We start from the raw sequence: 12,823 nt of genomic DNA, 5'->3' as shown, positions 1-12,823 counted from the left end.
AGCCAGCAGCTTTCATACAAGATATAAGAGCGTTAGAAATGCGGAAACCTTACAGCTTCTGAAAATCAATCTCCGGATCATCCGCATGAGGTCCGTTGATGAGCTCGCCCGCACCTCCCTTTAAATATTTATCGAAGAAATCCAGAACGTACCGGTTCACAAGATAAGCCCCTCTGTACCCGTCAATGCTGCCGGTCATGCCCAAATATTTGATCAAAGGCGAATAGAATTGCAGATCCGTAAAATTAAAATGGGCCGTTCCCTTGATATGAATGATTTGGCCTCCGCGTAGGGCAACATGGCGGATAATCTGCGTCTCTTTGGTGATTCTTTCCCTGAAATCTTCAGGAACTGCAGGATCGTCCAAGGCCTCAGTCATCTTCGCAGAAGCATCGGACTGCAAAAACATAAACGGCTTGTTCAATTGGTCCCGGTCCAAATCCAACAGCGTCCCGTCCATATTAATCCCGGCTTTGATTTTGCCGATCGTATAAGCTGCGTTATATGCGGTTGCCCCGCCGAACGAATGGCCCATGATGCCCGTGTTGTTCATATCGATTTTGCCTGTAAAATTACTTTCGATCCGCCCCGCATTCAGCGATTCCAATTGATTCAGCACAAACTCCACATCCTGAGTCCAAATCTCTCCGATAACGCGGGCCTTATCATAGATATCCTCGGCAGAGAGTTCTGTTGTGAACCCTGTGATCCGGCCGTCCGAAAATGCCGTTGCCGCCGTGCTGTACGTATGGTCGATAGCGGCTACGATATACCCGTGGCTTGCCAGATTTTCGGCTTGCGAAGCATGAAGCATTCGGCTGGTGCCCAGGCCATGGCTTATGATGACCAAGGGATAAGGTTTGGCGGAGGATAAGACGGGTGCATCTTGAAAGGAATGGCTGCGCGCATACTTCCAGTAATCCAGAGCGAACGCTGGCAGATGAAGCCCCTCGGCAAAAGCTGTTATGTAATTGTGAAAGATTTGCGGGTCCTGGGGAAAAAGAAACTGCGCCTGCCCGGATGTTTTTTTCGCTGGGTACCATACTTGGACGACGAGCTCGCGTTTATCTCCCGGATCGGCGGTGAGCGTCTCCTCGCGGCTTCTGTCGGTCCAATCAAAGGTAACCGTCCCCACCGCGTCCGCTCCATCCGGTTTGGGTAAATCCATAACCGGCAGGGCTGCGGCCAGAGCGGTAGAGAGTATAACCAGAATACTTAGCGCAAGGCCGCTTACATACCGGAGAACACGCCGTTTTTTAAACATCGGAACCGGTCTAAATAGTCTAAGCAGAATGCTTGCCAGCAGGATGAGAGTGACGAAATAAAGGGGGACCAACTGCCACCGGTAGCCTTCCAGAAGCAGCTGCAGCACCGGAATCGTGAGCAATCCGGCGCCAATCAGGATATTCGTTATTTTGCGGGAAGAGGTTGACTTGCCAATAACAAAAAAATAGATCAACACCAATAAATCCAGCGCCGCCAGGGTCATTTCCAACATACGCATTGCATAATCTCCTCAATTCATCTGGTTTGCCATTATCATAACGAATCAAGGTTAATTCTGCAGGCGGGTAATGTTTAAAATTGGGTTAAATCTTTGGCCTGACGGCTCTTGTTTATATAATCTCTCCGGTAATCGCGCGGTGACATGCCAAAGCATTTGGTAAACACTTTTGCAAAATATTTGGTGTCCGGATACCCTATGCTTTCGCATATTTCATACTGCTTCAGCTCGGGGTTTTTCAGCAGCAGGCACGCCTTTTCCATACGGAGTCCTGTGAGATAGTTGACAAACGTCTCTCCGGTCACCGTTTTAAATACTTGTCCGAAATAATGGGGGGTAAGATGAACCTCCTCTGCCGTTCTTTTTAAAGAAAGGGGCTTATCCAGGTTAGTTTTCATGTAGGTGATCGCCCGTTCCACAATGGCCTCGTGATACGTTTTGGGAGATTCGACATCGCCAGATTCTTCTCCCTTGTTGGTCTCCGCGTCCAGAAGGCTGTCCACAATGGAGAACAGCTCATCGGTATCAATCGGCTTGGTTACATATCCTTTTGCCTGATACCGCAGGGCGGTACACGCATAGGTAAACTCCTCGTATCCGCTGATGAGAATGACGCTGATCTCCGGCTTGGTTTCATAAAGACGCTGCAGCAGCTCCAGACCGCTCATGTCCGGCATATGGATATCTGTCAGGATCATATCCAGGTCTTCCTGCTCCACCCACTGCAAGGCTTCCCGCCCGCTGGCCGCCGTGCCGACCACCTCAATGTTCCGCTCTTTCCACTCCTCCATCGAGCGCAAGCTGTCAGAGATCATCCACTCATCGTCCACGATCAACAGTTTATTTGTTCTCATTGGCGAACCTCCTTGGCAGTTTAATGGTCACATTCATGCCCTGCTGGGGAGCACTGTCCACGGACAGCCCGTACGCCTCTCCAAAGTGGAGACGGATTCGTGACTGAACGTTAAGTATGCCCACTTTCTCCCCATACTTGGTGAGCTTCTCGGAGTGATACTCCAGGTTGTGGCGCAGCTCCTTCAACGCTGTTGTGTCCAGACCTACACCGTAATCTCTCACCTGCAGGTAGACGGCGTCCTGCTCCAGCCAGCCTTTGATCTCAATGCGTCCGCTGACCTCTTCACTTGCAATGGGGTCCAACCCGTGCAGAACCGCGTTCTCCACGATCGGCTGAATAATCCATTTCACCGTAAATAAGCTTCGGATCTCTTCGTCGATATCGATGGAATATTGAATAGGCTTTTTCAGGCGGATTTGATGCAGTTCCAGGTAGCAGGCCGCGTATTCCAGCTCTCTCCAGATCGGAATCATCGTATCGAACGTGCTGATCGAGGCCCTCAGCAGCTTGCCTAAGAGAACGATCATCTTACTGATCTGCGGCTCTTTCCGCTTACGCGCCAGACTGTTGATAGACTCCAGTGTGTTATACAGGAAATGCGGGTTGATCTGGGACTGCAGCGCGGTCACTTCGGCGTCACGCTTCTTGCTTTGTTCTTCATAAACGAGCTGAATCAGCTCCTTGATCTTCCCCACCATATGGTTAAACCCGAGCCCCAGCTGGCCGATCTCGTCCTTACGCTTTAGCTTGAACAGAGAATAAAACTCCCCTCGGCCCACCTTCCCCATCAAGTACTGCAAATAGCGGATCGGGCCGGATATGCGGTGGGATAGGTAAAAGGAGACCAGCAGGCAAAAGGCGATGCTCGGCAAAATGATCCAATAGACCGAATTGCGGATACGGTGGATGGGCTCATACAGCTTGTCTTCCTGAAAGTAGCCCGTTAATATCAAGCCCGTTTCATTGTTTGTCCGGGTAACCAGCCGATACACATTGCCGCTAAGATCGGTGATCCGTTCCGCCTGATTCAAGTTCTGCAGCTCTTCCGGACGAAACCGCCCGGTATCTTGGGGATACAGCAATTGACCGCTGCGGTTGGTGATCAGCAGGCCGATTTCCGTTTCTCCAGGGACGCTATCCGCAAAGGAGGAGCTTTGAAACAAGCTTTCCAGCACATCACGCTTAAAATCGATAATCAGCAGGCCTTTGGCTTTCAGATCTCTGCTGAACACCTGCTGCACATAAGAAAACACCTGCTCTTGCGGTTCTTGGTTACTGTATGGCCGATCGTGCAGAGGGGTCAGCCTGTGCTCCATGGATAACGGAGGCAGCTGCGGAATCCAATTAAAGCGGTAGAAGCCGCTGTGCTCCCGATTCAGTGAATAACCATAGGTATAGACATAGCCCCGCTCGTTTACCAGAGTGATCCCTGCGTTTTCAGGCCGGATGACATGAATGCCGGTAAACACTTGATCCAGCGGGAGAAAGGAACGCAGATAGGTATCGTAATTCTTGTTTTTCAGAAAGTCGGAGACCGTGGGGCTTGTATTTGAAATCTCACCCATTCGTATCAAGTCGTTGAGATAAAAGGTCAGCACCTTGGAATGCTGCTCTAACACGGAGGAGGCATCCTTATTCAATTTCCGGGTCAATAAATCGGAGACATTGCTGTAGGTCAGAAGCCCCGCCAACGTCAAAGGAACGATCGACAACAGCAGAAAGCAGATTAGGAGTTTGAAAAAAATCGAGTGGATGAAGGGTACTGCTGCCGGTCTTCCTTTCAAGGATTCCACTTTTTCGCCCCCTTTTCCCACGATTTGAACTATTGTTTTAAATCTAAATTATTTTAAAATTTAGATAAGACGACAGCCGTCAACAAATCTAACATCAGGGAGTGAATTTCATGCTAATTAGCAACCTTAAAAAATTTATGGCGACTGCCTCCGTTTCGTTACTCTTGGTAGCCGGGTGCTCTTCACCCACGGGCTCAAGCTCCAATGCCCCAGCGGAGAATAAGGAGCCGGCCGCAGCTGCAGCCGCGGATAATAAGCAATTAAGCTTGCTGATTCCTAACTTTTACAACGATACGGAAAAGCATCAATGGGAAAGTGTAGTGAGCAAATTCAAAGAATTAAACCCTGGTGTTGAAGTGACTTTGTCTAATGGTGATGTTAACACAGAGTCAGGAAAATTGACAACAACTCTGCAATCGGGTGTTACCCCTCCTGACGCTATCCTTATGAATGCAGGACCGGGCCGTGTCAGTATTTTGTCGGATGTGGGTCTGATTAAGCCGCTCAATGACTGGTATGCCAAGAACAGCTGGAAAGACAAGCTTCAGCCGTTTGCTTATCAAATGGCGGCAGTCAACGATACAATCTATGAATTGCCCCATACCGTCGATGCGATTGAGGTCTATTACAATAAAGATATTTTTGCAAAATATTCCATTCCGGTTCCCCAAACAGGCGACGAGTTTGTAGCAGCGATGAAGAAGCTGAAAGATAACGGGGTCACCCCGCTGAATACGGCAGCCCGTACTTCGTTTACCGTTGGCGGCCTGTTCTCCAACATCTTGGAGTCCGTTGCAGGCAGAGATGCCGTGGAAGCCCTGCTGTATGGAGAGAAACAATGGACCGACCCGGAGATTGTCAAAGCGGGGGAAATGCTGGCGGATTGGGCCAAGCAGGGATACATCGGGAAAGAGTCCATGTCTCTTAATCTCGCCGATCTTCAGTTAAGCTTCCTGGACAAAAAGGTGGCTATGATGATCTCGCCTACGCATCTTATATCCACGATTGTGGACAAGAAGGTGGAAGACAGCATTGGGACGTTCTCGATGCCATCCTTTATCAGCGGGGAGAAGACAGAACCGACAGGCGGTCTCGGCTACACCTGGGTCGTTCCGACAAAAGCCGTTCACCCCGGGCAGGCTGAGAACTGGCTGAATTTCATTGTCTCCGAAGATTATGCCAACGTCGTATTGAGTGATCCGTCCTACAATCTGATTCCTACTTCCCAAGCGGCATTGAACGTCAAGCCGGCGGGTGCGCTGCTGGCAGGTGCGATTCAGTCTATCAAGGCGAGATCAGGCTACAACCCGAGCGTATTTATTGGAAGTGAAGCTAAAGAGGCCTATTACCAAAACCTGGTCGGACTTGTTGGAGGTTTGGTGAAGCCGCAGGAAGCGATGGGAAAAATCGCCGAAGGCGTCAAAAAGGATCAGGAGGCCGGTTACCAATTAACTAGATAGGAAGTGAAGAATACCATGAATCCGCTGCCTGTTCAAAGTGCTGTTAATATAAGATCCCATTTGCAAGTCAGACACTGGAGCCGGAAAGCGAAACGTTTTGCGGTGGTGCTCTCCTTCTTGGCTCCTTCCTTACTCTTATACGGACTATTTATGCTCTACCCGATGTTCGATGCGGTCCGGCTTAGCTTATTCGATTGGGACGGAGCTTCCCCGACCATGTCTTATATCGGCTTGGACAACTATATGAACTTATTGAAAGACGATGTATTCATGCAATCTTTGTTCCATAACCTTGTATGGGTCGTCATCAGCCTTACCCTTGTGGTCATTCCCACTCTCGTGCTTGCGGTCTTGATCAGCAAAGTAAAAAAAGGCAAGCTGTTCTTTCGTGCAGGATTCTACCTTCCTTCCGTCATTTCACTCGCGGTGGTGGGGGTGCTCTGGGCCAAGATTTACGATCCCCTGATGGGTCCGATCAACGTCACGTTACAGAAAGCGGGCCTCGGATCTCTGGCGCATAATTGGCTGGGAGAGCAGTGGACGGTGCTGCCTGCTCTGGTAATCGTCGGAACCTGGGCGTTTTACGGGTCTTTCCTGATCTTGTACCTGGCGGGGCTGCAGAACATTGACCCTTCCTTGTACGAGGCGGCCGAGATCGACGGAGCAGGACCGGTCCGCAAGTTTCTCAGCATCACCATCCCAAGCCTGCGGTACACCATGAATGTAGTTATTAGCATGGTTATCATCTACGCCTTTAAAGGTTTTGCCCTCATCTGGATCATGACCCAAGGCGGACCGTTCTATAAAAGTGAAGTGGTCTCCACGTACATTTACAAATCAGCTTTTGGCATGAACAAAGTGAGCTATGCAACAGCAGGCGGCGTACTGTTGGCCGTTATTGTCATCACGCTGACCATTTTGTTCAATCAATGGCGGGAAAGGCGGGAATAGCGTATGAGACAGCTGAGTGCCGGGGGGAAATCACAGGTTTTATTGCTGGTGTTCCTGACGATTTCGCTTATGGTTATCATCATGCCGATCCTTTGGGTGGTTCTGGGAAGCTTCAAGACCACTTTCGAAATTGCCAATCATCCGTTTTCTCTTCCATCTTCCTGGAAATTCGACAACCTGAGAGAAGCGTGGGAGCTGGGGGATTTCAAAACCTATTTTCTCAACAGCGCGTTTATCACCGGCATCGGAATGTTCGTTGTATTCCTTACTGCGTGTCCGGCGGGATATGCCTTCGCGCAGATGTCATTCCCGGGAAATAAGCTTCTATTATATTTATTCATTTTTGGATGGTCGCTGCCGGTTCAAGCCATTATCATTCCGGTCTTCTTCCAATTGAAATCCTTGGGCCTTGTCAATACACTGACGGGCATCACCCTTGTCTCGGTCGGGATGGCGCTTCCCTTCTCGGTATTTCTGATGCGCAACACGTTCAAGGACGTGCCGAAAGAGCTGCGCGAATCCGCCTATGTCGATGGAGCGGGAGAGTGGAGAGCTTTCCTGTACATCATGCTGCCGATGGCCAAGCCCGGCATTGTGGCATTAATGGTATTCACCTTTATGAATATATGGAACGACTTTTTGCTGCCGTTGGTCCTGCTGATTTCCGAGGACAAGTATACGATTCCGCTCGGGCTGCTTTCGTTCCAGGGGAACAACGGCTCGAACTACGGACTTATATTCGGCGGCACGCTGATCAGCATGATCCCAAGTATTATAGTTTACCTGATTTTTCAGCGGCAGTTTGTGGAAGGCATGTCGGCTGGGTCGAACAAATAACCAACCGAAGGACAAGCACATGAAATGGATAAAAGGAGAGAATGGACATGGCAACGATAACCGATTTGAACAAAGAACAGTATCCTTTTCCGCAGACTTGGGGAGGCATCCAGTGGCTGTACGGACAAGAGATCGACCCCGAGGCGGAAATGACCTTCGGCATGGTATATATCAACGCGGGAGAATCCAATCCAAGACATATCCATCCCAACTGCGAGGAAGTGATCTTCGTGCTTTCGGGTGAATGCGACCATACGCTCGGGGACGAGGTATTTCACCTGAAGCCGGGCATGCTGCTGCGTATTCCGCAAGGTGTGCCGCATAACGCGACAGTGACGAGCTGGGAGCCGTGCCGTATGATCATTGCTTACTCGGCGGGTGACCGTCAGACCATCGGCGAATAATCGCCGCACTTTTATCCCTCAAGATATATCATTCAACAGGAGGCCTGACCGTAATGAGTCCAATTAAATTCAACTATGAATATGACCGCAAAATCAAGGCCGGCTTTATCGGGTGCGGCGCCCATGCCTTTCGCAACGTGTATCCTACATTTGACTATGCCCCGGTTGATCTGGTGGCGGTCTGCGACTTGAATGCGGAGCGTGCTGAAATCTATCGCAAGCGTTTCGGGGCGGAGAACATATACACGGATTACAAGGAAATGATCAAGCAGGAGAAATTGGATGCCGTCTTCGTCGTGCTTAATTTCGATAAAGAGGGACGTCCGATGTATCCCCGGATTGTTCCGGATTTGTTAGAGGCGGGATTGCCAGTCTGGATGGAAAAGCCTGCGGCTTATACCGCTGATGAAGTGGAACGGATGCTGGAAGTAGAGGAGCGGTCCGGACAATTCGTACTGGTAGCCAACAAGCGCTACTTCTATCCGACGTTTGAAAAGGCGAAGCAAATCATTGGTCTGGAGGGGTTTGGCGAACCGGTTTCAATCAACGGCCGCTATCCGCTCACGCTCAGTCCCTACCAAGAGGATATAGCGACCCGAACGGGCTTGCATTGGTTCCAGGATATCTGCCATCCGATGTCGGGCATTCACTACCTCATGGGCGAAGTCAAAGAGATGTGCTTTATTGAGCATCAGCCCAGCGGAAACGTACAGGCCTTATTGCAATTTAAATCAGGCGGAATCGGCAATCTTCAGCTGGCCTCGACGCAAGCGCCAACCAGTCCGCTGGAGCGCTTCGAAGTGATCGGCAGCAATCAGAATGTGGTGATAGATAACGGCATGCGCCTGATTTATTATAAGGGGTCGAAAGGAAGCGGCGAATACGGCAAGGCGCCTATATATATCGGCGATGATCCGGCAGACGGTCCTGTACTATGGGAACCCGAGTTTTCACTCGGCCAAGTGTATAACAAAAATCTCTTCCTGCAGGGAATGGTCCAAAGCGTCAGTTATTTTGCCAATGCCGTGTTGGAAGGCAAAAAAATAGAACGCTCCACGCTGAGAGATTCGCTTCATCTTACCAAGATTTTCGACGCTTTCAAGCAGCGTTCCGGCAAATGGATCACTATCGGCTAAGACTACTACCAAGAAGGGATGAGGAACATTTGATGAAATTTAGCGTGTTTACCGATATGTTGGAGTTCGATTCCTTTTCGGATGCTCTAATGGCTGCGGCGGAGCTCGGTTTTTCCTCTATAGATTTGCGTGCGAAGCTGGATGGCGACACGATTGACACCATCTCGCTGGAGAAGGCGAAAGAGCTGAAAACACAGATCGATCAGCACGGCCTGCATGTCAGCAGTGTCAGTTCATGGGCGGTGAACTCCTGCGCCTTTTTCGGGCCTCCGAAGTATGACAGTCACGATGAAGGACATCATCGGCAGATGACGGAGGTGCTGGATCGGCTGTTTGATTTGGCGGATATCTTTGATGCGCCGCATGTCCGCGTCTATTCTCTGCATCGCCCGGAAGGGTTTGACCAGTGGACGGATGAGCAAAAAGAAGCGGAGTACCGCTATAATGCGTCCATTATGCGCCGGCATGCCGAACATGCGGAGCGGCGAGGGAAAATGCTACTGGTCGAAAACGAGCCCCCTACCATGTCGAGCAACGCCAAGGAGCTGGGCCTGTTAATTCGCTACGCGGACCATCCCAGGCTGAAAATTAACTGGGATATCCTCAACGGCTGGCGCGCCGGGGAGTACCCGACGGTAGAAGCCTACGAGCATGTGAAAGAATACGTATGGCAGACCCATATCAAAGGGGCATACCGTAAGGCAGATTCGGCAACGGATGAACATCCGTTTGGAGAGTTCGGGAATTTTGCCATTCCCGGGCAGGACGATTACGACCACAAACCGGTCATGTCGGCCATCGCCAAGCATGATCCGCAGGCCGTAATGACCATTGACCCGCACTATCCGTCGCTGGACGAAAAGGACAAGCTGGGGGAAGTGGAGGTCATACGCCGGAGCAAACGCTTTTTCGAATCGATTGCCGCAGATTGAGTGAATGAATAGAGCCGATAACGATAATAACAGCTTGCCCCTCCGCTGTAGCGGAGGGGCATTTCGTATTTAAGGGATTGGTCGGAAGCCATATAAATAAAAAAAGCCAACCCCACCCGACGTGGAATTTGGCTTCTATCTAATTTATAACATGTTGACCATCAAATCTCCATGGGGGTCTGCAAAGCTAATGGAGAAACTCCTTTTATAGAAGGCACTCACCACGTTATGCAAATGCCACCACCACTCGTCTTCTGGCTTATTGGTATTCGGAAAGTCATGAATGAGCTTCAGTTTTTCGTAGAATCCCTTGGCGTTAGATAGGAGGATCAAATCATATCGATTAACCTCCAGCTTCTCTTCGTCGGTCAATTCTCGGAAATATGAATGGATCTTGCTCCGCAGCCGGAGCATCTCAACCATTTCAAAGGGGCTGGCATCCAAGTCTTTCACATCCATCCCATAATGGTCGATATCATTTTGCCTAGACATATCGGAGCACCTCCTTGATTGATCCTGTTACGGGGAATAGATTATCTCCATTATATCATCGGAGAGAACTCAAGCCTATTATGAATCCAAGAATGCCATGCGGCTCAACTACACTTATGGGTGTTATCATATTATGATGCCGCAACCCTAAGCTTTGCAGGTTAGCACCCGTACGCCCGGAGCAGACCCCGGACCCAGATGAATCGACCGGTCGCTGATCGCCTCCACATCCTGATGGTCATGGGTAACGAACAGGCAGGTCATCTGCGCTTTCTTCAGAATCGTCCGCAGCTCCGAACGGATCGCGTCCTTCAGTCCTGCATCGAGGTTGCTGAAAGGCTCATCCATCAGCAGAACGGCCGGCTTCTGGGCGAGCGCCCGGGCGAGTGCCACTCTCTGCTGCTGTCCGCCGCTCAGCTCATGCGGGTAACGATCCTTGAATTCGCTCAGCTGGACAAGTTCAAGCATGTCTTCCAGCCGTTTAGCCCGTTCTTTGCGGGGGAGACGGTGCAGGGCGAACTCGATATTTTTGCGGACTGTCATATGAGGGAACAGGGCGTAATCCTGAAACACCATGCCGACACCCCGCCGCTCCGGCTGGATGTAGCAGCCTTCATTCACAACGGGAGCCCCGTTGATCCGAATCTCCCCGCCCGAAGGAATCTCCAGACCCGCGATCAGCCGCAGCAGCGTGCTTTTTCCGTTGCCGCTTGCGCCTACGATCCCGACAATATCCCCTTTTTCAATGGAACAGGAGAACCGGTCGATCACTGCGGACTTGCCCCGCTCATAAGAGAAGGATAGATTCCGGATGTCTACGATACTCATTGCTCCCACCTCCTGTCTAAATAATGCATAACGTAAACCGAGATCAAGCTGATGCCAATGATAAGCAAAGAGGGAATGGCCGCCTCGAAAATCTGTTCATCGCTGGCATACCGGTAAGCTTTTGTAGCCAGAGTCTCGAAATTGAAGGGTCTAAGGATCAAAGCCAGCGGCAGCTCCTTGCAGATTTCCACAAAAGTCAGGAGGCATCCGCTCATCACGGCTCCCTTAATTAAAGGCAGATCCACCTTGAAAAAAGTTGCGGTCATTCCATGCCCCAGCATGCGTGACGCTTCCGTATATTTTCGGCCCATTTTCTCAAACCCGACTTCCACGGCGTTGTACCCCGTAGCCATAAACCGGATCACATACCCCGCGATCAGCATCGCGAGAGTCAGGCTGAGAACGAGGGGGATTCCCCCAAGCGCGAGCTGATGATGAAAGGCCGCCCAGACTTTATCCAGCTTCAAAAAAACAACCAGCACACCGATGGCGATAATGGCCCCGGGCATGGAATATCCGGCGGTTATCGCCTTGGAGAGCACAAATGAAGCGGTGGAACGCGTCCGGTTCGCCCCGGCGGCAATCAGTGAAAAAATCATGATGATCAAGGTGGAGACGACAGCCACGAACAAGGTTTGGTAGATCAGTCGGAACAATCCCGCGTTCCACATGCTGTCAAACGTCCAGCCCGCCCATACGATTAATTGCAAAAGCGGGAACAAAAAGGCTGCGCACCAAACGATCATACAGAACAGGGAGGCTGCCCACCCGCGAGCTCCCGTTAAGCGCCTCGGCACAAGCGGCCTCGACTTACTCGTCGTCGAGCTGTATGCGCGCCGTTTGCGCAGCAGCATTTCGACCAGGAACAAGCCGATGACAATCATCATGAGCCAGGCGGCAAGGCGCATCGCCGAATCGGCATCATACATTCCGAACCAGGTCTGGAAGATCGCTGTCGAGACGGTCTGAATGCCAAAATAACTCGTTACCCCGTAATCGCTCAGCACCTCAAAGATCACGAGGCTGATACTGCCCGCAATGGCTGGACGGGATAATGGAAGTGCGACCCGCAGGAATATGGACAAGCCATTCCTACCCAGCAGCCGGGCGTTCTCAATATATGAGGCGCTCTGTTTTTCTAAGAACGATTTGGTAATCAGATATACATAAGGAAACAGAAACAAAGTAAATACAAGGACCGCGCCCCGCATGGAGGAGACGGTAATCAGCTCCTGATTGGGAACAATTCCGAACCGGTTCCGCAGTGTCGTCTGGACAATGCCGGTGTAGCTGAACATCGTGCTGTATGTAAAAGCGGCGATGTATGGAGGAATGGCTAGAGGAAGAATCAGCGCCCACCTAAAGAACCGTTTTCCCGGAAAATCAAAGACCGCCGTAAGCCAGGCCAGCGTTACCCCGAGCAATGCTGTCAGCACGGCAACCATCAGCGTCAGCTGAACCGTTTGGGCGATATAATCCTTTACGAGGTACTGCCTGATTTGAACCCAATTGCCACTTGGCGGATTAAATACCGAGAGCAGTACAAAAAGAATGGGCAGCAAAATAACTGCCGCCCCCGCCAAGCTTGCGATTCGCCAACCGCTAAGGCGTCTTTGTATCTGTACCTTAA

Annotated in this window: 12 protein-coding genes; 6 read left to right on the top strand and 6 right to left on the bottom strand. The window is 50.7% G+C overall.

Features of this window, described 5'->3' with window-relative positions:
• Positions 1–49: 49 nt before the first annotated feature.
• The 3 genes from PUR_RS21655 to PUR_RS21645 all read right to left on the bottom strand — a co-directional run bounded on the left by PUR_RS21655 (position 50) and on the right by PUR_RS21645 (position 4,153).
• Complete coding sequence (locus PUR_RS21655) at positions 50–1,504, bottom strand: alpha/beta hydrolase family protein (RefSeq protein WP_179037044.1); 1,455 nt, start codon at positions 1,502–1,504, stop codon at positions 50–52.
• Positions 1,505–1,578: 74 nt separating this feature from the next.
• The gene (locus PUR_RS21650; RefSeq protein WP_179037043.1) at positions 1,579–2,358 is read right to left on the bottom strand and encodes a response regulator transcription factor; all 780 of its coding nucleotides are present in this window, start codon (positions 2,356–2,358) and stop codon (positions 1,579–1,581) included.
• Complete coding sequence (locus PUR_RS21645; protein ID WP_179037042.1) at positions 2,345–4,153, bottom strand: cache domain-containing sensor histidine kinase; 1,809 nt, start codon at positions 4,151–4,153, stop codon at positions 2,345–2,347. Before PUR_RS21645 ends, PUR_RS21650 begins: the two co-directional genes overlap by 14 nt.
• 110 nt (positions 4,154–4,263) lie before the next feature.
• Between PUR_RS21645 and PUR_RS21640 the strand changes: the two genes are divergently transcribed.
• The 6 genes from PUR_RS21640 to PUR_RS21615 are packed head-to-tail and all read left to right on the top strand — an operon-like array spanning position 4,264 to position 9,873.
• Positions 4,264–5,613 carry an ABC transporter substrate-binding protein gene (locus tag PUR_RS21640; protein WP_332107917.1) on the top strand — a complete coding sequence of 450 codons (1,350 nt, stop codon included), beginning with the start codon at positions 4,264–4,266 and terminating at the stop codon, positions 5,611–5,613.
• 15 nt (positions 5,614–5,628) lie between these two features.
• Complete coding sequence (locus tag PUR_RS21635; RefSeq protein ID WP_232101598.1) at positions 5,629–6,564, top strand: carbohydrate ABC transporter permease; 936 nt, start codon at positions 5,629–5,631, stop codon at positions 6,562–6,564.
• 3 nt (positions 6,565–6,567) lie between these two features.
• A complete protein-coding gene (locus PUR_RS21630) occupies positions 6,568–7,401 on the top strand; it encodes a carbohydrate ABC transporter permease (protein WP_179037039.1) in 834 nt (277 codons plus the stop codon).
• Positions 7,402–7,448: 47 nt separating this feature from the next.
• Complete coding sequence (locus tag PUR_RS21625) at positions 7,449–7,805, top strand: cupin domain-containing protein (protein WP_179037038.1); 357 nt, start codon at positions 7,449–7,451, stop codon at positions 7,803–7,805.
• Positions 7,806–7,858: 53 nt separating this feature from the next.
• Positions 7,859–8,941, top strand: coding sequence for a Gfo/Idh/MocA family protein (locus tag PUR_RS21620; protein WP_179037037.1), 1,083 nt, complete (start codon positions 7,859–7,861; stop codon positions 8,939–8,941).
• A gap of 32 nt (positions 8,942–8,973) precedes the next feature.
• Positions 8,974–9,873, top strand: coding sequence for a sugar phosphate isomerase/epimerase family protein (locus PUR_RS21615; RefSeq protein ID WP_179037036.1), 900 nt, complete (start codon positions 8,974–8,976; stop codon positions 9,871–9,873).
• A 144-nt stretch (positions 9,874–10,017) separates the two neighbouring features.
• Here the strand turns inward: PUR_RS21615 and PUR_RS21610 are convergent, their stop codons facing one another.
• The 3 genes from PUR_RS21610 to PUR_RS21600 all read right to left on the bottom strand — a co-directional run bounded on the left by PUR_RS21610 (position 10,018) and on the right by PUR_RS21600 (position 12,755).
• Positions 10,018–10,365, bottom strand: a complete 348-nt coding sequence (locus PUR_RS21610; RefSeq protein WP_179037035.1) for a hypothetical protein — start codon at positions 10,363–10,365, stop codon at positions 10,018–10,020.
• A gap of 147 nt (positions 10,366–10,512) precedes the next feature.
• On the bottom strand, positions 10,513–11,193 hold the full coding sequence (locus PUR_RS21605) for an ABC transporter ATP-binding protein (protein ID WP_179037034.1): 681 nt from the start codon (positions 11,191–11,193) through the stop codon (positions 10,513–10,515).
• Complete coding sequence (locus tag PUR_RS21600) at positions 11,190–12,755, bottom strand: ABC transporter permease (RefSeq protein WP_332107916.1); 1,566 nt, start codon at positions 12,753–12,755, stop codon at positions 11,190–11,192. Before PUR_RS21600 ends, PUR_RS21605 begins: the two co-directional genes overlap by 4 nt.
• Positions 12,756–12,823 lie beyond the last annotated feature (68 nt).

It is taken from the genome of Paenibacillus sp. URB8-2, assembly GCF_013393385.1.
GTDB lineage: Bacteria > Bacillota > Bacilli > Paenibacillales > Paenibacillaceae > Paenibacillus_AQ.
The sequence above is the reverse complement of the archived record's forward strand: the minus strand, read 5'-3'. Positions and strand labels throughout refer to the sequence as shown.